Here is a 25,178-nt window from a genome sequence, read left to right on the forward strand (position 1 = left end):
GGCCGGATCCCTAGCCTCGAAAGAAACGTCCGGTTGGAGAGCCAGGCGGTGACGAGGGGCGGTGTGGGCGGTGGCGCGTGGAAATCTGGCGAAGGCCTACCTGGAGATCCACGAGGCGAAGCCGGTCAAGGGCGCCGGTGCCGCGCTGGGTGCGATCCAGGGCACGATCGCGTTCCAGTTCAACCCCAACGAGCTCACCGTCAAGAAGAGTGCTCAGTGGAAGAGCGAGCCGGCCCGTGGGGCGAAGAAGGCCGCGCCACCGGAGTTCCAGGGACCGGACCCCGGCAAGCTGACCGTGGAGATGTTCTTCGACGCCACCGACACCATGAACGACTCGGTGGTGAAAGCGGTGAAAGCGCTCTTCGAGTGCTGCGCGCCGACCGACAACAGCCTGGGCAAGAACAAGCCGGTCCCGCCGCTGGTGGTCTTCCACTGGGGCGCGCTCGACTTCTTCCCCAGTTTCATCACCTCGGTCACCGCGAAGTACACGCTGTTCACCCCCGAAGGAACGCCGGTCCGGGCGACCTGCACGGTCGATCTGCAGGAGATGCCGACGATTACGCCCAAGCAGAACCCGACGTCGGGCAGCCTGACCGCACGCCGTACCCATGTGTTGCTGGAGGGCGAGACCCTGGCCGCGGTCGCGTACGCCGAGTACGGCGATCCGGCGATGTGGCGGCCGCTGGCCACGGCGAACGAGATCGACGACCCGCAGCGGGTCGCCCCCGGCTGCACGTTGCTGCTGCCGTCCCCGGACGAACTGCTGGCGGGCTGAGATGGCCAACGCCAACATCACCAGCACGCTCGGGATCAGCGTCGCCGGGAGAGCGCTCCCCGATGATCTCCTGGCGCTGGTCGCCGGGGTCTGGGTGGACGACAACCTGCACCTGCCGGACATGTTCACGCTGCGCTTCCGCGACCCGGACCGGCTCGTACTGGCCAAGTCGCAGATCGCGATGGGCGTCGAGATCAAGCTGTCCGTGCACGCGCTGCAGGAGAGCGCTCCCTGCGACCTCCTGACCGCCGAGGTGACCGCGCTCGAGGTCGAGGTGGACAGCACCGGGACGTTCACGGTCGTCCGCGGGTACGACGCCGCGCACCGCATGCTGCGGGGAACCCGGAGCATGACCTACCAGCAGTCGACGATCAGCGACATCGTCAAGAAAGTTGCTCAGCGCAACAACATTCAGACGGCCAAGATCGACGCGACCAGCACCGTGCACGACCTGGTCAGCCAGGCGAACCAGACGGACTGGGACTTCCTGCGCGCGCTCGCCGACAACGTCGGCTACCACCTCGCGATCGAGAACAAGACGCTGACCTTCACCAAGCCGGTCGACGCCGCGACGGCCCCGAGCGGTTCCGACGGTACCCAACCGCACATGCTTGAACTCGGCGCGGATCTGCTCCGGTTGCGTACTGCGGTGACCGCGGCCGGCCAGGTGCCCTCGGTGGAGGTTCGAGGCTGGGACGACGTCAGCCAGAGAGCGGTTTCTGCGACCGCTCCGGTGCAGACCAAGACCGCGCAGATCGGTGCGAAGCCCGCGGAGCTGGCCAGTTCGTTCGGCGCGCAGCCGTGGGTGGTCACACATGTCCCGCATCGCACGCAGGCGACCGCGGAAGCGGCTGCCAAGGCGTTGGCCGAGCGTGTGGCCGGGACCTTCGCCGAGCTGGAAGGCATCTGCCGGGGCAACCCCAACCTGCACGCCGGATCAGCCGTTGCCCTCAGCAACCTTGGTGCGCCGTTCGACGGCAAGTACACGCTCTCCCGGGTCCGGCACGTCTTCGACAACGACAGCGGCTACACCACGCACATCGCGGTCACCGGACAGCAGGACCGCTCGATGCTCGGCCTGAGCGGCGCGTCCGGTTCGGAGCGACAGAGCATCGTCACCGGGGTCGTCACCGACATCAAGGATCCCGACAAGCTCGGCCGGGTGAAGATCCGGCTGCCGTGGATGCACGACGACTTCGCCACCACCTGGTCGCGCGTTCTCCAGGCTGGTGCCGGCAGCAACCGCGGGTCGATGATCATCCCCGAGGTCAACGACGAGGTCCTGGTCGCGTTCGACCACGGTGCCATCGACGCGCCGTACGTGCTCGGTGGTCTCTACAGCGCCAAGAACCTCCCGTACGCCGCTCAGTCGGAAAGCGTGGACTCGGGCGCGGGCCAGGTGAGCCGGCGCGCGATGGTCAGCCGGACCGGGCATTCGCTCGAACTGCTGGAGGCCGCGGCGCAGAACGGCATCTGGCTGCAGACCGGCGACGGCAAGCTGAAGGTCTCGATGGACGCCGGGAAGGGACCGGTGATCACCGTGCACAGTGACGGCCGGGTCGTGGTGGAGGCCAAGGACAGCGTCGACATCACGGCCGAGAACGGCAGCGTCAAGATCACCGGCGGAGACAAGATAGCGCTCTCCGCGCGCGCCGGGATCACGCTCGACGGCGGGACCGGCGACGTGAACGTCAAGGGCGTCAAGGTCGCCCTGCAGGGGACCGCGGAGGCGACTCTGTCGGCAGCCAAGGTCGCGGTCAGCGGCCAGGCCGCGACTGAGGTCACCGGTGGCGCGGCGCTCACACTCCAGGCCGCACTCGTGAAGATCAACTGAGGGGACTGCCATGCCAGGACCAGCGGCACGGGTGGGGGACCCGACCGGACACGGTGGTGCGCTCGGACCGCCGGGTGTCCCGACGGTACTGATCGGCGGGATGCCGGCCGCGACGGTCGGGACCCCGCACATCTGCGCGATCCCGCTGCATCCGCCGTCGGCGGTGATCCCGCCGGGCTCGATGACGGTGCTGATCGGCGGGCTGCCCGCCGCCCGGCTCGGGGACATGACCGCCTGCGGTGCGCCCATCGCGATGGGCGCACCCACTGTGCTGATCGGAGGATGAGGTGAGCTCGGAGTTCGTTGGCGCCGGCTGGGCGTTCCCGTTGCGTACGGACGCCACCGGGCGGGTCGCGCTGGTCCGGGCCGACCGGGAGATCGAGGAGAGCATCCGGCTGATCCTCGGGACGTCGCCGGGAGAGCGGCCGATGCGGCCGGAGTTCGGTTGCGGGATCCAGGACCACATCTTCGCGCCGGCGAACGCGACCACGGCCGGCAAGATCGTCGCCGACGTCCGGATCGCGCTGGACCGCTGGGAGCCGCGGATCGACCTGCTCGACGTCCAGGTGCACTTCGACCAGGTCGACGAGGGAGCGCTCTACATCGATCTCCACTACACGATCCGGGGCAGCAACAGCCCGCGGAACCTGGTGTTCCCGTTCTACCTGATCCCCGAACACATCGAGCTCGACGCCGGAGCCACGCCATGAGCTGTCGACTTTGCCACGCTCCGCGCGGCGGGTCATGGGGCTTTAACTCCAGCCCTTCCCTCGTCACTCCAGTCGCTGCGCTCCCTGCGCTCCTCAGTCCAGGTCAGGAGGCCCCATGACGCTGACAGCGCCGAATCTCGACGACCGCCGGTTCCAGCAACTGGTGGACGACGCGAAGCGGATGATCCAGCAGCGCTGCCCGGAGTGGACCGACCACAACGTGTCCGATCCCGGTGTGACGTTGGTGGAGGCGTTCGCGACGATGGTCGATCAGCTGATGTACCGGCTGAACCGGGTGCCGGAGCGCAACTATCTGCGCTTCCTCGACCTGATCGGCGTCAAGCTGTTCGCGCCGGCCGCGGCCCGCGCCGACGTGACGTTCTGGCTGTCCGCGGCCCAGCCGGAGACGATCACCGTCCGGGCCGGGACCGAGGTCGCGACCTTGCGGACCGAGCACGACGAGGCGGTCGGCTTCAGTACCGTCGAGGACCTGCCGATCGTCGCCACCGCTCTGCAAACCGTTGCCACGGGCAACGTTGGCGGCGGGGCGATGGATCGGACAGTGGAGCTGCAGGACAAGGTCGGGTTCGAGTGTTTCCCGGAGCCGCCGGCGCCGGGGAGCGCTCTCTACGTGGGTCTCACCGAGGCCGCGCCATCGAACGCGGTGCTGCTCCGGATCGACTGCGAGGTCGAAGGTATCGGCGTCGATCCGCTGGATCCGCCGCTGCGCTGGGAGGCCTGGAACGGCGAGGACTGGGTGCCCTGCGAGGTCGACCGCGACGGTACCGGCGGCCTCAACCGCGCGGGCGACATCGTCTTGCACATTCCCCGCGGCCACGTCCCCTCGGTGATTGCCCAGCAGCGCGCCGGCTGGCTGCGCTGCGTGCTGACCGAGCCGGACGTCGATCAGCCCTTCTACAGCGAGTCCCCGAAGGTGCGCTCGATCGAGGCCTCGACGATCGGCGGTACGGCGATCGCGGAGCACGCCGAGGCGGTCCTGTTCGAGGAGGTCGGTCGCAGCGACGGCAGTGCCGGCCAGCGGTTCCTCCTCGAGCGTCGCCCGATAGCGCTCTCCGCGGATCCCGAAGTTCTCCGGGTCGGTACCGATGACGGTTGGCAGGACTGGACCCTCGTCGACACCTTCGCCGCCTCCACGGCCGAGGATCACCACTTCGCCCTGGACCGGCAGACCGGGCAGGTGTTGTTCGGCCCGGCGGTTCGGCAGCCCGATGGCGCGTTGACGTCGTACGGGGCGGTGCCGCCGAAGGGCGCCGTGCTGAGGCTCGACCGGTACCGGATCGGCGGCGGCAGCGCGGGAAACGTGGCAGCACACGCTCTCCGCGTTCTGAAGAGCTCGCTCCCGTTCGTGTCCGAGGTCGACAACCGTCGGCCCGCGATCGGTGGTGTCGACGGCGAGCAGGTGTCCGACGCGATGCAGCGCGGACCGCTCTCCCTCCGTACGGCGTCCCGCGCGGTCACGGCCGAGGACTACGAGCTGCTCGCGCGTGAGGCGACTCCGGAGCTCGGCCGTGTGCACTGTGTGCCCGGTGACGAGAGTGAGCCCAATGTCGTTCGCCTGCTGGTGATTCCGCGGTTGTCCGGCGACCCACAGGCCCAGACCGACTTCGGTGCGCTCCGGCCCTCCGACGAGGTGCTGCAGCGACTGGCCGACCACCTGGAGCCGCGCCGGATGCTCGGCGTCCGCCTGCTGATCGAGCCGCCGTACTACCGCGCGGTGACGGTCGTCGCGCGGCTGACCGCTGCAGCGGATGCGTCGTCGGAGCGGGTACGACCGGAAGCGCTCGCTGCGGTCTACCGCCTGCTGCACCCGCAGGTCGGTGGTCCGCGCGAAGACGGCTGGCCGCTCGGACGCGCCGTACAGACCGGTGACATTCACGCGGCTCTGCAGCGGGTGCGCGGTGTCGAGTCGGTGGAGGACGTGCGGCTGTACCTGGCGGACCCGGTCCTCGGGACGCGCAGTGAGACTCCGGTCGAGCGGATCGACCTGGCCCGGACAGAGCTGGTGTTCTCGTTCGAGCACCAGATCCTGGTGCGGAGGTAGTCCCGATGCGCGGTCTGGTCGACGGTCTGCACAATCCCCATCCATTGCTCGCGATTCTGCCCGGCATCTACGGTGAGGACGATCTCGCGGCGCGACTGACCACGGTCTTCGATGACGCGCTGGCGCCGATCGTGTCGACGCTGGACAACTTCCCGGCGTACCTGGATCCCGCACTTGCACCAGAAGACTTCGTTGAGGTGCTGGGGTCCTGGGTGGCGGCGTTCACCGACCCGCGCATCCCCGCCGACCGGCAGCGACTGCTGGTCGCGGCCGCGGTCGAGCTGCATCGCTCCCGCGGCGCGGCCGCCGCCCTGCGCGAGACGCTGCGGCTGGCCGGTGGGATCGAAGCCGAGGTCACAGAGTCCGGCGGTACGGCGTGGTCCGCGCAAGCGCAGTCCACCCCACCGGGCTCAGATCTGCCGCGACTCGTCGTACGGGTGCCGGCATCAGCAGATGAGGCGGTAGTCCGCCGCATCGTCGAAGCGCTACGGCCGGCGAACCTGCCGGCCCGGATCGAGGTCGTGGAGGCCAGCGATGATCCTGTGCAGTGACTGTGGTGAGCAGAACGAGGACGGTGCGGTCTTCTGCGCGCGGTGCGGCGTCTTCCTCGAGTGGGAAGGCGAGAAGGTCGAGGCAGCCACGCAGGTCGTGGTGCGGCCGCAGGAGGCGGCTCAACCACCAGCCGAGGTACCTGTAGTGGCGACCGCGGTGGCGCAAGAGACTGCGGTACCACCGACGGAGAGCGCTCCACCCCCGCGGCCTGTTCCGCTGCCGGCACCGGAGCAGACTGCTCGACAGCCAGAGGTGCAGCAGCAACCTGCGCGGCAGCCGGGCTCGCGACAACCGCAGACGGTCAAGCGGAAGATGCCGCGCCGGTCCAAGTCGCCGGTGATCATTCCGACCGGCTCCCGGATCTGTGGTGGCTGTGGGATGCCCAACGAGAGCACCCGGCGGTTCTGCGCCAAATGTGGCTTCAGCCTGGTCGACGCGAAGGTGATCCGGAAGACCGCGTGGTGGCGCCGCCTGCTCGGCCGCGAACGCGTCTACGCCGCCGGTACGCGCTTCCGGCCGGGCAACGCCCGACGCCGGTTCCGCGGCGCGACGCGGGTTGGCGTCGTACTGGCGTTGCTGGCGGGCGGTGGCATCCTCGCGTTTCCCCAGCGTCCGCTGGTGATGAAGGGCGTCCACGCCGTACAGGACATGGTGAGCAAGCCGCAGCCGGTGCACCTGACGAACATCAAGGGCAGCGGGGCCGTCGGCAAGCAAGTCCCGGCGCTGGCCTTCGACGGTGCGAACAACACCTACTGGGGAGCGCCCCGGGTCGGCAAGGACGCCAAGGCCGGTCCGTACCTGACCGGGACGTTCCAGCAGCCGGTCCGGCTCACGAACATCGGAGTCTGGGCCGGCGTCTCCGACCAGACCCCGAAGTTCGTCGCGGGGCCGCGGCCGGCCGAGCTGGAGATCACCGTGTTCACCGGTGGCAAGCCGGTGATCAAGCGGCTGCGCCTCGCCGACAGCTCGAAGTACCAGAAGTTCACGCTGAAGGTGTCCGACGCCCGCGGTGTCCAGATCGCCGTCGTCCGCAGCATCAACCCGAGCCGCGCGACGCTGGCCGCGATCGCCGAGATCGAGCTCTTCGGCAAGCCCTGAGGACGCTAGTACAGCAAGAAGCCCGGGGCCTCGTGGGGGAGGTCCCGGGCTTCTGTTGTGGGGAGAGAGAAGTTCAGCTGGTGCCTGCGGGCTTGGCGGGCGGCGGTACGGGGACCAGGTTGCCGCCGACCATGATCGCGTTCTCGCAGGTGGTTGCCCCCGGCGCCGGAGCGACGCAGTCCAGGTGGACGACGACCTTCTGTCCGGGCTGCAGGACCGCCAGTGGCGCGATGTAGCGGTAGTCCTGGATGTTGCGGAAGTACTGCGGCTGGACGCCGCCCAGGGACTCCTTGTCCCGGCGCAGGTCGAGGAAGCCGGTGCTGCCCTGAGACTCGAAGTTCACGTCGGTGATCCGCAGCATCTTGCCCGCAGGGACGGTGAACGATGCCTGATCGGACGCGCCCGGCTTCGCACTCAGCGGCCAGCGCTGCGCGAACGGCGTACCGACGGCTGCTGCCGCTGCGGCTGCGACCTGCTTGTCTCGCTCGGTCTGGGCCTGGTTCTGGTTGTTCTGGCCCTTCTGGGTGTTGTTGGACTGCTGCTGCGCGACCTGAGCCGTCTCCTGCGCCTTGGCCGCTGTGTCCTTCGCTGCGGCAGTGTCCTTCTTGATAGCTGCCAGCGGCTTCTCCACCGCGTGCTGGGCGGCGGACTCCACCGACGGACGCAGTACGGCGAACCACAGGCCGGTGAGCAGCGCAGCCGCGGCCAGTACGCCGGCGATCGCCTTGCCGGTCCATGACGGGAGGATCGGGTCCTGGACCATCATGCCGTCGACCGTGGTGATGGTGGCGCCGGGCTGACCGCCCCGCGCGACCTGCGTGACGATGATGCTGAACTGCCGCGTCTTCGGCGTGCCGCGCCAGATGCGGTCCAGCGGCCGCGCCTTCACCTTGGCGAACGCAGCTGCACCGGGCTGGACCTCAACGGTGCTGGGGGAGAAGCGGAACTCGACCACAGCGTCCGGGTCCTTGCCGGTCAGCTCCACCGTCACCGGCTGGTTGCCTCGGTTGTCGATGGAGACCGTGTGCCGGCCGACGCGCGAGCCGTGCGACGTCCGCGGTGTCAGCTCCGCAGTCAGGTCGCTGAACGGCTGCAGATGAACCATGGCCTCCGGTACCGCTGTGTCGGCCGGGTGTTCCTTCGGCTCGACCAGGACGCCGAACGGCACGTCACCAGCCTGTACGACGGCCTCCTGGGGGACCGTGATCGTCACCGTGGCACTGCCCTCGGCGTCCGGGTACAGCGACAGCACGGCCGGTTCGATCACCGCGTACGCGGCGAGATCCCCGACCGGCGTCAGCGTGTAGGCCTCGACCACCGAGCCCCGGTTCGCCACCGTGACCCGGCACTGGGCCGCGACACCTGGCACCACGACGAGTTCCGCAACATCCAACCGCGCTGAAGTAGACACGCATCAAGGATCGAGTCAGACCCGTTCCAGCACAGCGAGCCGCCGTACAGCCGATCGGGCAACCCGATTGGCCCTAGTGGTCCGCCGACGGAGCTGGGCGGTGACTAGGGCTACCAGGACGATCAGGCCGCCGATCAGCTGGGCAGTGGAGAGACGCTGGTCGAGTACTAGCCAGCCGAGGAGTGTGGCGACCACTGGGCTGAGCAGGCCGAGGAAGGTGACGTCGGTGGGGCCCAATGCGCGCAGACCGCGGAACCAGAGGGCGTAGGCGAGGGCGGAGCCGATTATGGTCAGGTAGGCGTAGCCGCCGACGTTGGCCAGCGTCAGGTGGGCCGGGGGCGCGCCTTCGACCAGGTAGGCGACCGGGAGCAGTACCAGGCCGCCAGCCACGAGCTGCCAGCCGGTGGTGGCCAGTAGGGGAGCGGGGGACGTCCAGCGCTTACTCAGTACGACGCCGGCCGCCATCACGACCGCTCCGCCGAGAGCAGCGAGCACACCCCACATGTCGAGCCGCGCGTCGGCCCGCAGTACCAGCAGGCTGACCCCGAACACACCGGCGACCGCAGCCAGCACCTTGCGGGTCGACAGCCGCTCCTTGAGCAGACCGGTCGACAGCATCATCACCACGAGCGGCTGAATCGCGCCGACCGTGGCAGCGACCCCGCCCGGCAGCCGGTAGGCGCCGACGAAGAGCAGGGCGAAGAAGGCGCCGATGTTCAGCGTGCCCAGCACGAGCGAGCGCCACCACCAGTGGCCGTGTGGCAGCTTCCGGGTGATTGCGATCAGCAGCAGGCCGGCCGGCAGGGCGCGGATCACGGCGGCGAGCAGCGGGCGGTGGGGCGGAAGCAGTTCCGTCGTCACGAGGTACGTCGTTCCCCAGAGCATCGGCGTGATCGCCGTTACAAGAAGAAGACGGATGCGGAGAGACCAAAAAATGTTTAGCACTAAGATAAAGTACTTCAGCGCTAAGATACTTTTCAATACCTCAGCGCTAAGCAATCTGGACTATTGTGAAGCCATGCCCGATCACGTCGACCAGATCCTGGAGCAGTGGGCCGAGCAGCGTCCGGACGTGGACGCCTCGCCGATGGCCGTGATCGGCCGGCTCAAGCGCCTGGCCCAGCTCACCGACAACGAGCTCCGCCGCAACTACGCGCGGCACGACCTGGACTCGGCCTCGTTCGACGTACTGGCCACTCTGCGCCGGAGCAACTCCGAGCACACTCTGACGCCGGCCGGCCTGATGCGGTCGTCCATGGTGACCTCGGGGGCGATCACGCAGCGGCTGGACCGGCTGGAGGCGCGCGGGCTGGTCAGTCGCAAGCCCAGTGATACCGACGGGCGCGGCGTACAGGTGACTCTGACCGCTCAAGGCCTCCGACTCATCGACGCTGTCCTGCCGACCCACCTCGAGACAGAAGAGCGTCTGCTCGCCGCACTGTCCAAGAGCGAGCGTGTGCGGCTCGCGGACACCCTACGGACGCTGCTCGAGTCACTCGGCGACAGAACGGACTGACCATGCCAGCGCGCGGAGACGACCCAGCCCGGGCTGTCTCGCTGCGCGCTCGGCTTACTCGCCGGCTGGTCGCCGAAGGAAGCATCCGGAGCGAGCGAGTCGCTGCTGCGTTCCAGGCCGTCCCACGGCACCTGTTCGTCCCGCGGGTACCACTCCGGATCGCGTACGCCGATGACGTGGTGCCGATGAAGCGCGACGCCGACGGCATGGTCATCAGTTCGGTGTCGCAGCCGAGCATCGTCGCGGTCATGCTGGAGCAGGCGGCGATCCGGCCGGACGATCACGTGCTGGAGATCGGCTCCGGCGGCTATAACGCCGCCCTCTTACGAGAGCTGGCCGGACGAGTGACCACGGTCGACATCGACCCGGACGTCGTCGGGCGTGCCCATGCAGGACTGAGAAGGGCCGGGTACGACGATGTCCGCGTCGTACAGGCAGATGGTGAGTTCGGTGTGCCCGACGAGGCGCCGTACGACCGCATCGTGGTGACGGTGGGCGCCTGGGACATTCCGACGGCCTGGGTCGACCAGCTCACGCCAGGCGGCCGCATCGTCGTACCGCTGCGGCTGGGGGAGCAGACGCGGTCTGTCGCGTTCCAAGAGGTAGCCGGGCACCTAGAGAGCTTGTCCGCGGTCAGATGTGGCTTCGTGAACATGCAGGGCGTCGGCGCGCACCCGGAGGACGACGTACCGGACCTCAGAGCTTGGGAGCGAGCCGAGCTGTCCGTGCAGGCGCATCGGCCTGGTGCTGAGCTGCCGCCGGGGATTCATCTGGTCCGGCGGCACCACACCTTTACTGTGCGCCGGTTGGGCGCGGCGGGTTCCTGACGGTCTCCCAGAGCTCGTCGATGTCCGAGCGGTCGTCGGGCTCGGGGGTGTCCACCCAGCCGCTGGCCCAGGTGTCCTCGTCCCGGTCGACGGCGAACATCGACTCCGCGATCGCGGCCGAACCGACGTACCGGGTCTCGTCCTCGACCACCTGAGCAGCGGGAGCCTGCTTGGCGGGCGTCGCCGGAGTGACGAGGTTGCGCGCGTACTGCTGGGCCTCGAGCAAGCCGAGGTCCATCTCGTCCGACAGCACCCGGACGGCAGTGACCTCGTTGCCGCTCTTCATCAGCTCACGCACCCGGGCGTCCAGGTTCGGCTTCGGCTGCGGTCCGCGCTGCTGGTAGTTGTGCTGGGGGATCGCCGGCTGCCAAGTCGCTGGCGGCTGATAAGGACCGGGCTGGTACGGCGCGGGCTGGTACTGCTGCGGTAGGGCGGGCTGACCCGGGGTCATCCGCTCACCGGGGTGTGCGTGCTGGCGGCCGGCCTGCATCAGCGCCTGCAGTGCGGCGCCGGCCTGCTGACTGCCTGCGAGCTGTCCCTGCGGCTGCCCGGTGGGCTGCGTGAACTGGCCCTGGAACTGGACGGGCTGATTGCCGCCGCCCTGCTGGGCCTGGATCCGCTCGATCAGCTGCTGCACGCGCGGCGACGGCTGCCCCTTCGCGGTGCTCTGTTTCTTGATCGCACCGATGATCGAGACGACGACGAAGATCACGACGAAGATCGCGAATTCCATGTCCGGCCTCCTGGCGAGTGGCGCAAGTCGGAGGATACCGCTCCTGACCGCTACAATCCGGTGTTACCGCTGATCGATTTCGAAGGGTATACCCGCGTGGCTTCGACGAACGACCTCAAGAACGGCATGGTGCTCAACCTGGATGGGCAGCTGTGGTCTGTCGTCTGGTTCCAGCACCACAAGCCCGGTAAGGGCGGTGCGGTCATGCGCACCAAGCTCAAGAACGTGCTGAGCGGCAAGGTCGTCGACAAGACCTTCAACGCCGACGTCAAGGTCGAGGTGGCCAACGTCGACAAGCGCGACATGACGTACCTGTACAACGACGGCGGCTCCTACGTCTTCATGGACAGCTCGACCTACGAGCAGGTGAGCATCACCCCCGAGGTCGTCGGCGACGCCTCGCACTTCCTGCTGGAGAACCAGGACGCCATCGTGGCCGTCCACGAGGAGCTCCCGCTGTACGTCGAGCTCCCGGCCTCGGTCGAGCTCCTGGTGGAGTACACCGAGCCCGGCCTGCAGGGCGACCGCTCGACCGGTGGCACCAAGCCGGCCAAGCTCGAGACCGGGTACACGATCCAGGTCCCGCTGTTCCTGACCACCGGCGAGAAGGTCAAGGTGGACACCCGGACCGGGGACTACCTCGGCCGCGTTACGTCCTGATCGGCGATGTCTGCCCGGAGCAAGGCCCGTAAACGGGCACTGGACGTCCTGTTCGAGTCCGAGGTCAGGGGGCTGCCGGTCGGCGGCACCCTGCCGGACCGGATCGAGGACAACGACCCGCCGGTGAACGAGTTCACCGTCGCACTGGTCGAGGGTGTCGCCAAGAACATCCACGCGATCGACGACCTGCTGTCGGCCCACTCGGTGGGCTGGACGCTGGACCGGATGCCGGCCGTGGACCGCAACATCCTGCGGATCGGTGCCTACGAGCTGCTGTACGACGACCAGGTCCCGGACGTGGTCGCGGTGAGCGAGGCAGTGGCGCTGGCGCGGGACCTGTCGACCGACGAGTCCCCGGCGTTCGTGAACGGGCTGCTGGCCCGGCTGCTGCAGCTGAAGCCGACACTCGGCATCTGACCTGCAGGGTCGAGGGGGGCGAGCCCTCTGGTACTCCTCTTCGGTGGCCCGGTGACCGTCTCGGTACGGTCCCGGGCCGGCGCTTGCGTCCCCGTTGGTGCTGGCGCGGGGGGAACGGCCCCGGCCTCGTTTCAGCAGGTGAGGTGTGAATCCTGCCGATGGTGGTGCTGGTAGTGCGTTACTGCAGGGGTTGAGCGGGCTGGGCGGCCGTGGGCAAGCTGCTACGAGCCCCGACCGTCATCGCCGCTCAGGCGCCGGCAGCCTCGGTGGTGTCTTCGACGTCACCCTTCGCCTCGGGGTTCAGGACTCCCCAGGAGATGAAGCGCTCGGTCAGAGTCGTCGGCGACTCGTCGTAGATGACCGCCAGGGTGCGCATGTCGTCCTGACGGATCGACAGCACCTTGCCGTTGTAGTCGCCCCGCTGGGCCTGGATGGTGGCTGCGTACCGCGTCAACGGACCGGCGTCGCCGGCGTCGAGGTGGTGCAGAGCCTCCAGGTCCAGGATCAGTCGCGGCGGAGCAGCGGCAGCCGCTGCGGCCTTGGCCGAACCCGGGAGCAGTTCGCCGACCGGAACGCCGTAGAAATCGGCGAGCTCGGCCAGCTTCTGGACGGTGACGGCACGGTCGCCGCGCTCGTACGAGCCGACCACCACTGCCTTCCAGCGACCCTTGGACTTCTCTTCCACGCCATGCAGCGAGAGACCTTGCTGCTGGCGGATGGCGCGTAGCTTGCCACCCAGTGTCTTCGCGTATTCGCTCGGCACTTGGTTCTTCCCTCCGAACTCTTTCTTGTGGTCCGGACCGCTGGAAACGGTCCGGTCGGTGAAACCCCCCTCGGTTACACAGAGTAACAATATTCTGGGCCAGAGGCCAGAGTCAAGACGGCGTGTCACATCCGATACCATGTCAAGCGGTCCGAACGTCCTTTAAAGACCTGTCCCGAGAGGCAGGAAAGGAGGAACGGTAGCGATGAGCCCTGCCCCGGTACCCGTACCGCGCACAGTGCTGGATGCTTCCGACATTTCCCGGGCACTGACCCGGATCGCGCACGAGATCCTCGAGCGCAACCGTGGTGCCGACCCTGTCGTGCTCCTCGGTATCCCCACCCGCGGGGTGGGACTGGCCGCCCGCATCTCCGAGCGGATCGCCGCGGTGGAGGGGCAGAGCGTGCCCACAGGGTCACTCGATGTGACCATGTATCGCGACGACATCGGCCTCAAGCCGGCCCGTGCGCTGGAGCACACCGACATTCCGCCAGGCGGAATCGACGGCAAGGTCGTGGTCCTGGTGGACGACGTGCTGTTCTCCGGCCGCACCATCCGCGCCGCCCTGGACGCGATCGGCGACATCGGCCGGCCGAAGGCGGTCCAGCTCGCCGTCCTGGTCGACCGCGGACACCGCGAGCTGCCGATCCGCGCCGACTACGTGGGCAAGAATCTGCCTACCTCGCTGGTCGAGCGGGTCACCGTGCACCTGACCGAGTACGACGGAACCGACGCCGTACTGATCGCTGACAAAACCCCCGCAACGTCCGAAAACACGCCGACCACGAGTAGCCGTTCTTCGGACGCAAGGGATGAGGTGAGGTCCTGATGCGGCATTTGCTGAGCGCGGGTGACCTGGGTCTGGACGAGGCTCAGCTGATCCTGGACACCGCCGAGGAGATGCGCTCGCTGGCGGACCGGCCGATCAAGAAGCTGCCGGCCCTGCGCGGCCGGACCGTGGTGAACCTCTTCTTCGAGGACTCCACCCGGACCCGGATCTCGTTCGAGGCGGCGGCCAAGCGGCTGTCGGCCGATGTGATCAACTTCTCCGCCAAGGGCTCCAGCGTCAGCAAGGGCGAGAGCCTGAAGGACACCGCGCTGACCCTGCAGGCGATGGGCGCCGACGGCGTCGTCTGCCGGCACGGTTCCTCCGGTGCGCCGCACCTGCTCGCGACCTCGGGCTGGATGACCGGCTCGGTCGTCAACGCGGGCGACGGGACGCACGAGCACCCGACGCAGGCCCTGCTGGACGCCTTCACCATGCGCCGCCACCTCGGCTCGCTGGACGGCCGCCGGATCACGATCGTGGGCGACGTCCTGCACTCCCGGGTCGCCCGGTCCAACGTGTTGCTGCTGGCAACGCTCGGTGCCGAGGTGACGGTGGTCGCCCCGCCGACGCTGCTGCCGGTCGACATGTCGCTGTGGCCTTGTACGACGTCGTACGACTTCGACTCGGTCTTGGCCAAGAGCGACGCGGTGATGATGCTGCGCGTTCAGCGCGAGCGGATGGGGGAGGCGTTCTTCCCGAGCGCCCGCGAGTACACCCGCCGCTACGGACTCGACGTGCACCGGATGGCGCAACTGTCCGACGAGGCGATCGTGCTGCACCCCGGCCCGATGAACCGCGGCATGGAGATCAGCGCCGAGGTCGCCGACTCCACCCGCTCGGTGATCGTCGAACAGGTCACCAACGGCGTGGCCATCCGGATGGCCGTCCTTTATCTGCTGTTGTCAGGTAGCAACGAATCTTCAGAGGAGCAGACCGCATGACCGCGTACTTGATCACCGGCGCCAGCATTGTGGGCGGTGAGGTGGCGGATCTGCTGATCGACAACGGGGAGATCGTTGCTGTCGGCACCGGCCTGGAGACGCCGGCCGATGCGGAGACCATCGACGCCAGCGGGCTGATCGCGTTGCCGGGGCTGGTCGACCTGCACACGCACCTGCGGGAGCCGGGTCGCGAGGACGCTGAGACCGTTCTCACCGGTACTCGTGCCGCCGCGCTCGGCGGGTTCACCGCCGTGTTCGCGATGGCCAACACCGACCCGGTCGCCGACACCGCCGGCGTCGTCGAGCAGGTCTGGCGCCTCGGGCGCGAGGCCGGGTACGCCGACGTGTTCCCGATCGGCGCGGTCACGGTCGGCCGCCAGGGCACGCAGCTGGCCGAGCTCGGCGCGATGGCGGACTCGGCAGCCCGCGTCCGGGTCTTCTCTGACGACGGCGACTGCGTCTGGGACGCGGCACTGATGCGACGCGCCCTCGAGTATGTGAAGGCCTTCGGTGGCACCATCGCCCAGCACGCGCAGGAGCCGCGCCTGACCAAGGGCGCGCAGATGAACGAGGGAGCTCTCTCCGGCGTTCTCGGACTGCAGGGCTGGCCGAGTGTCGCCGAGGAGGCGATCATCGCCCGCGACATCCTGCTCAACCACCACGTCGGCTCCAAGCTGCACATCTGCCACCTGTCCACCAAGGGTTCGGTCGACATCGTCCGGGCCGCCAAGAAGCGCGGGCTCGAGGTGACCGCCGAGGTCACCCCGCACCACCTGCTGCTGACCGAGGACATGGCCAGCACCTACAACCCGGTCTTCAAGGTGAACCCGCCGCTGCGCACCAAGGAGGACGTCGAGGCGGTCCGCGAGGGCCTGGCCGACGGCACCATAGACATCGTCGCCACCGACCACGCGCCGCACCCGGTCGAGGACAAGGACTGCGAGTGGAGCGCGGCCGCGTTCGGCATGCTCGGCCTGGAGACCGCTCTGTCGGTGGTTCAGCACGCGATGGTCGACACCAAGCTGCTGACCTGGGCCGACGTCGCCGACCGGATGAGCTACCGCCCGGCCGCGATCGGCCAGATCAGCGACCACGGTCAGCCGCTCACGGCGGGTGCTCCGGCGAACGTCGTACTGGTGGATCCGGCCGCGCAGCGGGAGATCAAGTCGGCCGAGTCCGCATCGCTGTCGCGGAACACGCCGTTCCATGGGATGACGCTGCCGGGCAAGGTGGTCGCGACGTTCCTGCGGGGCGAACCGACGGTCCTGAACGGGCAGGCGAAGTGAAGACGTTCCTAGGCATTGCCGGCACGGTCTTGGTGATCGCTGCCGCGTACTTCGGCATGTACCGGGGCTGGCGGAACCGCCAGGCCCGGCAGTCCGAGCTGGCACCGCTGCCCGAGGTGCCCGTGCAGACTTCCGGGGACAAGACCCGCGGCGTGGAAGGCGTGTACGTCGCCACCACGTCGGCCGGCGACTGGATGGACCGGATCGCCGTGCACGAACTGGGCGTCCGCAGTACCGCGGACCTGGCCGTCAGTGAGGCCGGCCTGATCTTCCACCGGCAGGGCGCGGCGGATGTCTTCATCCCCGCCGACCACCTGACCGCCGTCCGGACCGACCGTGGCATCGCCGGCAAGGTGACCGCGGAGAAGTCCGGCCTGGTGGTGGTCACCTGGAGCCACGACGGCAAGGAGCTGGACACCGGCTTCCGCCCCCGTCGCAAGGCCGACACCGCACCCCTGACCGAATCCATCGCGACCTTGATCGGAGCCGAGCAATCATGAGCCAGCCCGCACTCCTCGTGCTCGAGGACGGCCGGTCGTTCGCCGGTACGTCGTACGGGGCCACCGGCGAGACCTTCGGCGAGGCGGTGTTCACCACCGGGATGACCGGCTACCAGGAGACGCTGACCGACCCGTCCTACCACCGTCAGATCGTCACCCAGACGGCGCCGCACATCGGCAACACCGGGGTGAACGACGAGGACGACGAGTCGCACAAGATCTGGGTCGCCGGGTACGTCGTCCGCGACCCTGCCCGCGTGCCGTCCAACTGGCGCGCCACCCGCTCGCTCGACGACCAGCTGAAGTCACAGGGCATCGTCGGCATCTCGGGGATCGACACCCGCGCGCTGACCCGGCACCTGCGCGAACGCGGCGCGATGCGGGCCGGGATCTCCACCACGGTGCTCGACCCGGCGGAGCTGCTGGCGAAGGTGCTCGAGCAGCCCGGGATGGCCGGTTCCGATCTGGCCTCGGAGGTCACCACCTTCGAGCCGTACGTCGTTGCTGCCGAAGGGGAGAAGCGGTTCACCGTGGTCGCCCTCGACCTGGGCATCAAGGCGATGACGCCGAAGCGGATGGCCGAGCGCGGCATCGAGGTGCACGTGCTGCCCGCCACCGCGACGCTCGAGGAGGTGCTGGCGGTGAACCCGGACGGCATCTTCATGAGCAACGGTCCCGGTGACCCCGAGACCACCGAGCACCCGACCACGCTGCTGAAGGCGTTGCTGGAGCGCGGTACGCCGTACTTCGGGATCTGCTTCGGTAACCAGGTGTTCGGCCGCGCGCTCGGGCTGGGGACCTTCAAGCTCAAGTACGGGCACCGCGGGATCAACCAGCCGGTGCTGGATCGCGCCACCGGCAAGGTCGAGATCACGGCGCAGAACCACGGCTTCGCGGTCGACGCTCCGCTCGAGGGGACGATCGAGACGCCGTACGGGCCGGCCGAGGTCAGCCACGTCTCGCTGAACGACAACGTCGTCGAAGGACTCAAGCTCACCGGTCATGACGGCCGGGTGCTCGCGTTCTCTGTGCAGTACCACCCCGAAGCCGCAGCAGGGCCGCACGATTCGGCGTACCTGTTCGACCGCTTCGTAGAACTGATGGAGGGGCGGGCCTGATGCCACGTCGTACAGATATCGAGTCGGTCCTCGTCATCGGCTCCGGCCCGATCGTGATCGGCCAGGCCTGCGAGTTCGACTACTCCGGCACCCAGGCCTGCCGGGTACTGCGGGAGGAGGGGTTCCGGGTCATCCTGGTGAACTCCAACCCGGCCACGATCATGACCGACCCGGAGTTCGCCGACGCCACGTACGTCGAGCCGATCACGCCTGAGTACGTCGAGAAGGTGATCGAGAAGGAGCGCCCGAACGCGCTGCTCGCCACCCTGGGCGGCCAGACCGCGCTGAACGCGGCGATCGCGCTGCACGACAACGGCGTCCTGGAGAAGTACGGCGTGGAGCTGATCGGCGCGAGCGTCGACGCGATCCAGCGCGGGGAGAACCGCGAGTCGTTCAAGCAGATCGTCGAGAAGCTCGGCGCCGAGACCGCGCGCTCGGTCATCTGCCACACCCTCGACGACGTGATGGGCGCGGCCGACGAGCTCGGCTACCCGCTGGTGGTGCGGCCCTCGTTCACGATGGGCGGCGTCGGCTCCGGGATGGCCTACGACGAGTCGGACCTGCGGCAGATCGCCGGGGCCGGCCTGCACGCCTCGCCGACCACCGAGGTGCTGATCGAGGAATCGATCCTCGGGTGGAAGGAGTACGAGCTGGAGGTGATGCGCGACAAGGCCGACAACGTCGTGATCATCTGCTCGATCGAGAACGTCGACCCGATGGGGGTGCACACCGGTGACTCGGTCACGGTCGCGCCGGCGATGACGCTGACGGATCGCGAGTACCAGATCATGCGCGACCTCTCGATCGGCATCATCCGCGAGGTCGGCGTCGACACCGGCGGCTGCAACATCCAGTTCGCGGTGAACCCGGCCGACGGCCGGCTGATCGTGATCGAGATGAACCCGCGGGTGTCGCGCTCGTCCGCGCTGGCCTCGAAGGCGACCGGCTTCCCGATCGCGAAGATCGCCGCGAAGGTGGCCATCGGCTACACCCTCGACGAGATCCCGAACGACATCACCCAGCAGACCCCGGCCAGCTTCGAGCCGGTGCTGGACTACGTGGTGGTGAAGGTGCCGCGGTTCGCGTTCGAGAAGTTCCCGGCCGCGGACGCCACGCTGACCACGCACATGAAGAGCGTCGGCGAGGCGATGGCGATCGGCCGCAACTACACCGAGGCGCTGCAGAAGGCGCTGCGGTCGCTGGAGAAGCCGGAGGCCCGGTTCACCTGGGCCGGCGATCCGTCCACCGATCTGGAGTCGTTGCTGGAGGCAATTAAGACGCCGCAGGACGGGCGACTGCGGATCATCATGGACGCGATCCGGGCCGGGGCGACGCCGGAGCAGATCTTCGACGCGACGAAGATCGACCCGTGGTTCGTGGACCAGATGTACCTGATCCACGAGACCGCTCTCCAGGTCGCTGCCGCGCCGCGGCTGACGCCCGAGGTGATCAGGCTTGCCAAGCGGCACGGGTTCTCCGACCTGCAGCTGGCCGAGATCCGCGGGCTGACCGAGGACGTCGTCCGGGGTGTCCGGCAGGCGCTGGGCATCCGGCCGGTCTACAAGACGGTCGACACCTGTGCGGCCGAGTTCGCGGCCACGACGCCGTACCACTACTCGTCGTACGACGAGGAGAGCGAGGTCGCGCCGCGGACCGAGCCCGCCGTCCTGATCCTCGGCTCGGGGCCGAACCGGATCGGGCAGGGCATCGAGTTCGACTACTCGTGTGTGCACGCCTCGATGGCACTGCGCGACGCCGGCTACTGCACGATCATGGTCAACTGCAACCCGGAGACGGTCTCGACCGACTACGACACCTCCGACCGGCTGTACTTCGAGCCGCTCACCTGCGAGGACGTCCTCGAGATCGTGTACGCCGAGATGCAGGCCGGCCCGGTCGCCGGAGTGATCGTCCAGTTGGGTGGTCAGACCCCGCTGGGGCTGGCGCAGCGGCTCGCCGACGCCGGCGTACCGATCGTCGGGACGTCGCCGGCCGCGATCCACCTGGCCGAGGAGCGGGGTGCGTTCGGCAAGGTCCTCGCGGCCGCCAACCTGCCCGCGCCGAAGCACGGGATCGCGCTCTCTGCGGAGGAAGCACACGGGGTCGCCGAGGAGATCGGGTTCCCGGTGCTCGTCCGGCCGTCGTACGTGCTCGGTGGGCGCGGGATGGAGATCGTCTACAGCCGCGACGAACTGAGCGCGGCGCTGGAGCGGCTCGGCGGCGGCCAGGCCTTCGAGCACCCGGTGCTGGTCGACCGGTTCCTCGACGACGCGGTCGAGATCGACGTCGACGGGCTCTTCGACGGGAACGAACTGTTCCTGGGCGGCGTGATGGAGCACATCGAGGAGGCCGGGGTGCACTCGGGCGACTCGTCGTGCGCCCTGCCGCCGATCACGCTCGGGAACGCCGACATCGAGAAGATCCGGCAGTCGACCGAGGCGATCGCACGCGGCGTCGGAGTACGGGGCTTGCTGAACGTGCAGTACGCGCTCGCCGGCGACGTGCTCTACGTGCTGGAGGCGAACCCGCGGGCGTCGCGGACGGTGCCGTTCGTCTCGAAGGCGACGGCGACGCCGCTGGCCAAGGCCGCGGCCCGAGTGATGCTCGGTGCTTCGATCGCCGAGTTGCGGGCCGAGGGGATGCTGCCGGCTACTGGTGACGGCGGGACGCTGCCGCCGAACGCGCCGATCGCGGTGAAGGAAGCCGTGATGCCCTTCAACCGGTTCCGCACCATCGACGGCCGGTCGGTGGACACCGTGCTCGGGCCGGAGATGCGCTCGACCGGTGAGGTGATGGGCTTCGACGACACCTTCGGGATCGCCTTCGCCAAGTCGCAGGCCGGGGCCTCGCAGCCGCTGCCGGGCTCGGGCAAGGTGTTCGTGTCGGTGGCCAACCGGGACAAGCGGCACATGATCTTCCCGGTGAAGCGGCTGGCCGATCTGGGCTTCCAGATCTACGCGACCGAAGGTACGGCGGATGTCCTGCGCCGCAACGGGGTCGACGCGGTCACGGTTCGCAAGAGCAGCCAGGGACCGGGCCCGAACGGTGAGCCCACGATCGTGCAGATGGTCCAGGACGGTGAGCTGAACCTGATCGTCAACACGCCGATCGGGATCACCCAGGGCGGCTCGCCACGACTGGACGGGTACGAGATCCGCTCGGCGGCGGTGGCGCGCAACATCCCGTGCATCACCACGGTGCAGGGGCTCGCGGCCGCCGTACAGGGGATCGAGGCGCAGCGGACCGGGGACATCGGGGTGCGCTCGCTGCAGGACTGGGTACCGCGGATCCGTGGCGAACGTGGCTAGTTTGTACGGCAAGGTCCTGCGCCCGGTGCTGTACCGGCTGGGCAAGGGTGATGCGGAGATCGCGCACGAGCAGACGCTGCACGGCCTGCGTCGGCTCGGGCGCGTTCCCGGCGCGGTGAGCGCTCTCTCGCGATCTTTCGGGGCGATCCCGGCGGGCGCTGCGCGGACAGTCTTCGGGATCCGGTTCCCGGGGCCGGTCGGGCTGGCGGCGGGGATGGACAAGAACGGGATCGCGTTGCCGGCCTGGCGGGCGCTCGGGTTCGGGTTCGTCGAGGTCGGCACGGTGACCGCGCAACCGCAGCCGGGGAACGAGAAGCCGCGGCTGTTCCGGCTGGTCGAGGACGAGGCCGTGATCAACCGGATGGGGTTCAACAACCTCGGGTCGGCGGCGCTGGCCGAGCGGTTGTCGGCGTACGGGCCGCTCGGGTACCCGCTGGGTGTCTCGATCGGCAAGTCGAAGGTGACGCCACTGGACCAGGCCGTCGACGACTACGTGATGTCGCTGCGCCGGCTCTACCAGTACGGCGACTACTTCGCGGTCAACGTGTCGTCGCCGAACACGCCGGGATTGCGCTCTCTCCAGGACTCCGGGCAGCTGCGCGAGCTGTTGACCGCGCTGCGCGCGGAGGGGGAGGCGCTAGGTGGGGCAGGGGCTGGGACGGGTGGAGACGGCGGTGGCCGGCCCGGTGCCAAGCCGATCCTGGTGAAGATCGCGCCCGACCTCACCCCGTCGGCGATCGACGAACTGCTGCAGGTCTGCACGGACGTCGGTATCGCGGGCATCATCGCCACCAACACCACCATCGGCCGGGCCGGTGTGGAATCGCACCCGCTGGCTGCTGAGGCCGGCGGGTTGTCCGGACGGCCGCTGACCGAGATCGCGGCCAAGACGGTCGCGCACATCCACGCGGAAACCGGGGGAGCGCTCCCGATCATCGGCGTCGGCGGGATCCTCGAGCCCTCCGATGCCCAGCGCCTGCTGGACGCCGGAGCCAGCTTGGTGCAGGTCTACTCGGGCCTGATCTACCGCGGCCCCGGCTTGATTCGTCAGATCAACAGGAGACTTTCATGAGCTTGGAGACGGACATGAGGAACGAACCCTTCGGCACCCGCCTCCGGGCGATCATGGACGCGCGCGGACCGTTGTGCGTCGGCATCGACCCACACCAGCACCTGCTGGACCAGTGGGGCCTGCCGGACACCGCCGAGGGCCTGGCGTCGTTCACCTACACGGTGGTCGACGCACTCGCCGATCGGGTCGGGGTTTTCAAGCCGCAGTCGGCGTTCTTCGAACGCTTCGGCTCGGCGGGCATCGCCGTCCTGGAGCAGGCGACGATCCGGCTCCGCGAAGCCGGGGCGCTGGTGATCATCGATGCCAAGCGGGGCGACATCGGTACGACGATGGCCGGCTACGCGGCGGCGTACCTGGCCGAGAAGGGGCCGCTGGCGTGTGACGCGCTGACGGTCAGCCCCTACCTCGGCTTCGGTTCGCTGCAGCCGGCGATCGACGAGGCCCGCGCGGCGGGCGCGGGGCTGTTCGTGCTCGCGCTGACCTCGAACCCGGAGGGACCGCAGTTCCAGTCCGCGCGCACCGCGGCCGGTCCGACCGTGGCCGGTGCGGTGCTGGACGGCCTGCGTGAACTGAACGCCGAGGCCGCCGAGCTCGGTTCGTTCGGCGCGGTCGTCGGTGCGACCATCTCGTCCACCGAGGAGGACCTCGACATCCGCGGTCCGCTGCTGGCCCCCGGGCTCGGCGCCCAGGGCGGTACGGCCGACGGGCTGCGGGAGGTCTTCGGCGACGCGGTGCGCAACGTCGTACCGTCCAGCTCGCGGGAGATCCTCGGCGCCGGGCCGGACGCGGCCGGTCTGCAGGCCGCGGCCGATCGGGCCAACGACGCGTACCGAACGGTCCTTGGCTATTAGGGCTATTTCGCGATAGAATATCCTTTGTGAAAGGGCGCGATGAATTTCGCGCTCTTTTTCTTTTTCTCTTGAATTTCCGGTTCCGGCTGTGCGATCTTTCTCGGCATGGGAATTTCGGGGCTGGAATTGTGCCGGCGGTTCTACGCCGAGGTGGTGGGTCCCCAGCTCGACGTACCGCACAGCGCGGCGCTGCTCGGGCGCGGGTCGGAAGTGCTCGGGTACGACGACGAGATGTCGGCCGACCACAACTGCGAAGCGCGCGTCGTGCTGTTCGTCGAGGACCCGTCCGCAGTCACCGTGGAGCTGCCGGAGAAGTTCCTCGGCCGCAGCACACACCTCGACAAGCACACCGTCGCGGGCTTCTTCGTCGAGCAGCTCGGCTTCGATCCGCTGGCCGGGATCGCCGTCGAGGACTGGTTCGCCGTGCCGGAGCAGCAGCTCGGAATCCTTACCGCCGGCGAGGTCTTCCGCGACGACCTCGGTCTGCGGGCCGTCCGGAACCGGCTGGCCTATTACCCGGACGACGTCTGGCGCTATTTGCTGATCGCCGCCTGGTGGCGTGTTCATCCGGAGCTCAATCACGTCGGCCGGACCGGATATGTCGGTGACGAACTCGGGTCCGGTCTGGTGGCGGCCACGCTGGTCGAGGATTTGATGCGGGTGTGCTTCCTGATCGAGCGCCGCTACGCGCCGTACGTGAAATGGTTCGGTACGGCGTTCGCTCGGCTGGACTGTGGACCCGCACTGGTGCCGCTGCTGCAGGCGGTGCTCTGCACCGGCAACTGGCAGGATCGCGAGCAGGCGTTACAGCTCGCCTATCGGGCGATCGGCGAGCTGTACAACCGCAGCGGGATCACCGAGCCGGTCGAGCTCGGGCTCGAGGACATGTTCGGGCGGCCGTTCAAGACCGTGTGGGGAGATTTCCCGGGAGCGCTCTCCGCGACGATCTCGGACCCGCGCGTCCAGGAGATCGCGCAGCGCTGGCCGGTGGGCGGCATCGATCGGATCCGCAATGTGCTCTGGAGGCCGGCCGATCGCCTCGCCGGCACCGCCTTCATCCGTACAGCGTCGTGAGGAGATCGACGGCTGCTTGGGTGGCGGGGTGTGGGTCGTGGCGGTGCCAGATGAGGTGGACGTCGACCGGGGGAGCGTCGCGGAGGCGGCGGTAGACGATGCCGTCGCGGCGGTACTGCGTGGTGGTGGCTTGGGCGGTCACGCCGATGCAGCGGCCGGATGCGATCGCCGTGAGCCAGTCGTCCACTTCCTGGATGTGTTCGATCCGCGGGCGGGCGTCTTCGGGCCACAGGTCGATCGTGGTGCTGCCGGTACGGCGATCGATGACGAGGACGCGGTCACGCAACTGGTCGAGGGTGACCGTGCGTTTGCGGGTCAACGGGTCGTCGGCGGGGAGGACGGCGTACCGGTCCTCTTGCGCGATGGTGATGTGGGCGAAGCGGCGCAGGTCGAGATGGGCCCGGACGACGGCGAGGTCGCAGAGCCCTTCGGCCAGACCGCCGGTGGCGGTGTTGGTACGGACGAGTTGGAGTTCGATGCCCGGGTGCTCAGCCGCCCACCGCCGCTGGAACTCGGCCGTGTGCCGGCCGAGCGCCGACCATGCGTGGCCCAGTCGCAACCGGGTGTGTCCACTCGTTGCCTCGCGAACCAAGTCCTCGACGTCGGTGAGCAGCTGCCGCGCTCGCGCCAGCACACGGATGCCCGCGCTCGTCGGCGTCACCGAGCGGCTGGTTCGGTGGAGGAGCCGCACCCCGAGCCGCTCTTCCAGCGAGAGCACGTTACGCGAGACCGCCGCCTGGCTGATCCCCAACTCGATCCCGGCATCGGTGAATGTGCCCGCGTCGACCACGGCGACCAGGCACCGCAGTTGTCGCAGCTCCACATCCATAACCACAGCGTA

At 68.6% G+C, this 25,178-nt stretch carries 25 protein-coding genes; 20 read left to right on the forward strand and 5 right to left on the reverse strand.

The annotated features are described in order from the left end of the window. Window positions 1-70: 70 nt before the first annotated feature. The 7 genes from ACIA49_RS25055 to ACIA49_RS25085 all read left to right on the forward strand — a co-directional run bounded on the left by ACIA49_RS25055 (window position 71) and on the right by ACIA49_RS25085 (window position 7,031). Window positions 71-775 (forward strand): peptidase M23, encoded by a 705-nt coding sequence (locus tag ACIA49_RS25055; protein WP_396379747.1) that lies wholly within the window; start codon window positions 71-73, stop codon window positions 773-775. A gap of 1 nt (window position 776) precedes the next feature. Beyond that, entirely contained in the window at window positions 777-2,609 is a 1,833-nt protein-coding gene (locus ACIA49_RS25060; RefSeq protein WP_396379748.1) for a VgrG-related protein, read from the forward strand. Window positions 2,610-2,619: 10 nt separating this feature from the next. Further along, window positions 2,620-2,895 (forward strand): PAAR domain-containing protein, encoded by a 276-nt coding sequence (locus tag ACIA49_RS25065; RefSeq protein WP_391545239.1) that lies wholly within the window; start codon window positions 2,620-2,622, stop codon window positions 2,893-2,895. 1 nt (window position 2,896) lies between these two features. Further along, complete coding sequence (locus ACIA49_RS25070) at window positions 2,897-3,319, forward strand: GPW/gp25 family protein (RefSeq protein WP_396379749.1); 423 nt, start codon at window positions 2,897-2,899, stop codon at window positions 3,317-3,319. 115 nt (window positions 3,320-3,434) lie between these two features. After that, window positions 3,435-5,381, forward strand: a complete 1,947-nt coding sequence (locus tag ACIA49_RS25075; RefSeq protein WP_396379750.1) for a putative baseplate assembly protein — start codon at window positions 3,435-3,437, stop codon at window positions 5,379-5,381. Between the two features lie 5 nt (window positions 5,382-5,386). Continuing rightward, a complete protein-coding gene (locus ACIA49_RS25080; protein WP_396379751.1) occupies window positions 5,387-5,932 on the forward strand; it encodes a phage tail protein in 546 nt (181 codons plus the stop codon). Further along, the gene (locus tag ACIA49_RS25085; RefSeq protein ID WP_396379752.1) at window positions 5,916-7,031 is read left to right on the forward strand and encodes a zinc ribbon domain-containing protein; all 1,116 of its coding nucleotides are present in this window, start codon (window positions 5,916-5,918) and stop codon (window positions 7,029-7,031) included. Before ACIA49_RS25080 ends, ACIA49_RS25085 begins: the two co-directional genes overlap by 17 nt. 73 nt (window positions 7,032-7,104) lie before the next feature. On the opposite strand, the gene ACIA49_RS25090 is transcribed toward ACIA49_RS25085, so the two are convergent. Both ACIA49_RS25090 and ACIA49_RS25095 read right to left on the reverse strand, forming a co-directional pair. Next, complete coding sequence (locus tag ACIA49_RS25090; protein WP_396379753.1) at window positions 7,105-8,442, reverse strand: hypothetical protein; 1,338 nt, start codon at window positions 8,440-8,442, stop codon at window positions 7,105-7,107. A gap of 15 nt (window positions 8,443-8,457) precedes the next feature. Then, complete coding sequence (locus tag ACIA49_RS25095; protein ID WP_396379754.1) at window positions 8,458-9,387, reverse strand: EamA family transporter; 930 nt, start codon at window positions 9,385-9,387, stop codon at window positions 8,458-8,460. A gap of 73 nt (window positions 9,388-9,460) precedes the next feature. Between ACIA49_RS25095 and ACIA49_RS25100 the strand changes: the two genes are divergently transcribed. Next, the gene (locus tag ACIA49_RS25100; protein WP_396379755.1) at window positions 9,461-9,958 is read left to right on the forward strand and encodes a MarR family winged helix-turn-helix transcriptional regulator; all 498 of its coding nucleotides are present in this window, start codon (window positions 9,461-9,463) and stop codon (window positions 9,956-9,958) included. A gap of 2 nt (window positions 9,959-9,960) precedes the next feature. Further along, complete coding sequence (fxlM, locus tag ACIA49_RS25105; protein ID WP_396379756.1) at window positions 9,961-10,785, forward strand: methyltransferase, FxLD system; 825 nt, start codon at window positions 9,961-9,963, stop codon at window positions 10,783-10,785. Here the strand turns inward: fxlM and ACIA49_RS25110 are convergent. Further along, on the reverse strand, window positions 10,751-11,518 hold the full coding sequence (locus ACIA49_RS25110) for a hypothetical protein (RefSeq protein WP_396379757.1): 768 nt from the start codon (window positions 11,516-11,518) through the stop codon (window positions 10,751-10,753). The two genes, fxlM and ACIA49_RS25110, sit on opposite strands and share 35 nt — an antisense overlap. Window positions 11,519-11,614: 96 nt before the next feature. Here ACIA49_RS25110 and efp point away from each other — a divergent pair, with 96 nt between their 5' ends. Together efp and nusB are read left to right on the forward strand one after the other, a co-directional pair. After that, window positions 11,615-12,178 (forward strand): elongation factor P, encoded by a 564-nt coding sequence (gene efp / locus ACIA49_RS25115; protein WP_396379758.1) that lies wholly within the window; start codon window positions 11,615-11,617, stop codon window positions 12,176-12,178. A gap of 6 nt (window positions 12,179-12,184) precedes the next feature. Continuing rightward, window positions 12,185-12,595 carry a transcription antitermination factor NusB gene (gene nusB / locus ACIA49_RS25120; protein ID WP_396379759.1) on the forward strand — a complete coding sequence of 137 codons (411 nt, stop codon included), beginning with the start codon at window positions 12,185-12,187 and terminating at the stop codon, window positions 12,593-12,595. 247 nt (window positions 12,596-12,842) lie between these two features. Here nusB and ACIA49_RS25125 read toward each other — a convergent pair whose 3' ends face one another. Then, complete coding sequence (locus ACIA49_RS25125; RefSeq protein ID WP_391545226.1) at window positions 12,843-13,358, reverse strand: transcriptional regulator; 516 nt, start codon at window positions 13,356-13,358, stop codon at window positions 12,843-12,845. Between the two features lie 205 nt (window positions 13,359-13,563). On the opposite strand from ACIA49_RS25125, the gene pyrR reads away from it, so the two are divergent. The 9 genes from pyrR (at window position 13,564) to ACIA49_RS25170 (ending at window position 24,337) form a co-directional block, all read left to right on the forward strand. Next, on the forward strand, window positions 13,564-14,187 hold the full coding sequence (gene pyrR, locus ACIA49_RS25130) for a bifunctional pyr operon transcriptional regulator/uracil phosphoribosyltransferase PyrR (protein WP_396379760.1): 624 nt from the start codon (window positions 13,564-13,566) through the stop codon (window positions 14,185-14,187). Beyond that, a complete protein-coding gene (locus tag ACIA49_RS25135) occupies window positions 14,187-15,128 on the forward strand; it encodes an aspartate carbamoyltransferase catalytic subunit (RefSeq protein WP_396379761.1) in 942 nt (313 codons plus the stop codon). Before pyrR ends, ACIA49_RS25135 begins: the two co-directional genes overlap by 1 nt. Next, window positions 15,125-16,414: a dihydroorotase gene (locus ACIA49_RS25140; RefSeq protein ID WP_396379762.1), complete on the forward strand. Its 1,290-nt coding sequence runs from the start codon at window positions 15,125-15,127 to the stop codon at window positions 16,412-16,414. Before ACIA49_RS25135 ends, ACIA49_RS25140 begins: the two co-directional genes overlap by 4 nt. Continuing rightward, window positions 16,411-16,914 (forward strand): hypothetical protein, encoded by a 504-nt coding sequence (locus ACIA49_RS25145; RefSeq protein ID WP_396379763.1) that lies wholly within the window; start codon window positions 16,411-16,413, stop codon window positions 16,912-16,914. The genes ACIA49_RS25140 and ACIA49_RS25145 overlap by 4 nt, the downstream gene beginning before the upstream one ends. Further along, window positions 16,911-18,032 carry a glutamine-hydrolyzing carbamoyl-phosphate synthase small subunit gene (gene carA, locus ACIA49_RS25150; protein WP_396379764.1) on the forward strand — a complete coding sequence of 374 codons (1,122 nt, stop codon included), beginning with the start codon at window positions 16,911-16,913 and terminating at the stop codon, window positions 18,030-18,032. The genes ACIA49_RS25145 and carA overlap by 4 nt, the downstream gene beginning before the upstream one ends. Beyond that, the gene (gene carB / locus ACIA49_RS25155) at window positions 18,032-21,340 is read left to right on the forward strand and encodes a carbamoyl-phosphate synthase large subunit (RefSeq protein WP_396379765.1); all 3,309 of its coding nucleotides are present in this window, start codon (window positions 18,032-18,034) and stop codon (window positions 21,338-21,340) included. The genes carA and carB overlap by 1 nt, the downstream gene beginning before the upstream one ends. Next, window positions 21,324-22,412, forward strand: coding sequence for a quinone-dependent dihydroorotate dehydrogenase (locus tag ACIA49_RS25160; RefSeq protein ID WP_396379766.1), 1,089 nt, complete (start codon window positions 21,324-21,326; stop codon window positions 22,410-22,412). Before carB ends, ACIA49_RS25160 begins: the two co-directional genes overlap by 17 nt. Window positions 22,413-22,426: 14 nt before the next feature. Continuing rightward, on the forward strand, window positions 22,427-23,263 hold the full coding sequence (gene pyrF, locus ACIA49_RS25165) for an orotidine-5'-phosphate decarboxylase (protein ID WP_396379767.1): 837 nt from the start codon (window positions 22,427-22,429) through the stop codon (window positions 23,261-23,263). A gap of 105 nt (window positions 23,264-23,368) precedes the next feature. Further along, the gene (locus ACIA49_RS25170; RefSeq protein WP_396379768.1) at window positions 23,369-24,337 is read left to right on the forward strand and encodes a DUF4037 domain-containing protein; all 969 of its coding nucleotides are present in this window, start codon (window positions 23,369-23,371) and stop codon (window positions 24,335-24,337) included. On the opposite strand, the gene ACIA49_RS25175 is transcribed toward ACIA49_RS25170, so the two are convergent. Beyond that, entirely contained in the window at window positions 24,318-25,166 is an 849-nt protein-coding gene (locus ACIA49_RS25175; RefSeq protein ID WP_396379769.1) for a LysR family transcriptional regulator, read from the reverse strand. The genes ACIA49_RS25170 and ACIA49_RS25175 overlap by 20 nt on opposite strands. Window positions 25,167-25,178 lie beyond the last annotated feature (12 nt).

The organism is Kribbella sp. NPDC051587, assembly GCF_044453945.1.
In the GTDB taxonomy this organism is placed as follows: domain Bacteria; phylum Actinomycetota; class Actinomycetes; order Propionibacteriales; family Kribbellaceae; genus Kribbella.

What these genes read in the sequence shown, in the direction of transcription:
- ACIA49_RS25075 (WP_396379750.1), top strand. Translation starts at nt 3,435, where the DNA reads ATGACGCTGACAGCGCCGAATCTCGACGACCGCCGGTTCCAGCAACTG.
- carA (WP_396379764.1), top strand. Translation starts at nt 16,911, where the DNA reads ATGAGCCAGCCCGCACTCCTCGTGCTCGAGGACGGCCGGTCGTTCGCC.
- ACIA49_RS25100 (WP_396379755.1), top strand. Translation starts at nt 9,461, where the DNA reads ATGCCCGATCACGTCGACCAGATCCTGGAGCAGTGGGCCGAGCAGCGT.
- pyrR (WP_396379760.1), top strand. Translation starts at nt 13,564, where the DNA reads ATGAGCCCTGCCCCGGTACCCGTACCGCGCACAGTGCTGGATGCTTCC.
- ACIA49_RS25175 (WP_396379769.1), bottom strand. Translation starts at nt 25,166, where the DNA reads ATGGATGTGGAGCTGCGACAACTGCGGTGCCTGGTCGCCGTGGTCGAC.
- pyrF (WP_396379767.1), top strand. Translation starts at nt 22,427, where the DNA reads ATGAGGAACGAACCCTTCGGCACCCGCCTCCGGGCGATCATGGACGCG.
- nusB (WP_396379759.1), top strand. Translation starts at nt 12,185, where the DNA reads ATGTCTGCCCGGAGCAAGGCCCGTAAACGGGCACTGGACGTCCTGTTC.
- ACIA49_RS25170 (WP_396379768.1), top strand. Translation starts at nt 23,369, where the DNA reads ATGGGAATTTCGGGGCTGGAATTGTGCCGGCGGTTCTACGCCGAGGTG.
- ACIA49_RS25065 (WP_391545239.1), top strand. Translation starts at nt 2,620, where the DNA reads ATGCCAGGACCAGCGGCACGGGTGGGGGACCCGACCGGACACGGTGGT.
- ACIA49_RS25110 (WP_396379757.1), bottom strand. Translation starts at nt 11,518, where the DNA reads ATGGAATTCGCGATCTTCGTCGTGATCTTCGTCGTCGTCTCGATCATC.
- ACIA49_RS25080 (WP_396379751.1), top strand. Translation starts at nt 5,387, where the DNA reads ATGCGCGGTCTGGTCGACGGTCTGCACAATCCCCATCCATTGCTCGCG.
- ACIA49_RS25135 (WP_396379761.1), top strand. Translation starts at nt 14,187, where the DNA reads ATGCGGCATTTGCTGAGCGCGGGTGACCTGGGTCTGGACGAGGCTCAG.
- carB (WP_396379765.1), top strand. Translation starts at nt 18,032, where the DNA reads ATGCCACGTCGTACAGATATCGAGTCGGTCCTCGTCATCGGCTCCGGC.
- fxlM (WP_396379756.1), top strand. Translation starts at nt 9,961, where the DNA reads ATGCCAGCGCGCGGAGACGACCCAGCCCGGGCTGTCTCGCTGCGCGCT.
- ACIA49_RS25140 (WP_396379762.1), top strand. Translation starts at nt 15,125, where the DNA reads ATGACCGCGTACTTGATCACCGGCGCCAGCATTGTGGGCGGTGAGGTG.
- ACIA49_RS25085 (WP_396379752.1), top strand. Translation starts at nt 5,916, where the DNA reads ATGATCCTGTGCAGTGACTGTGGTGAGCAGAACGAGGACGGTGCGGTC.
- ACIA49_RS25060 (WP_396379748.1), top strand. Translation starts at nt 777, where the DNA reads ATGGCCAACGCCAACATCACCAGCACGCTCGGGATCAGCGTCGCCGGG.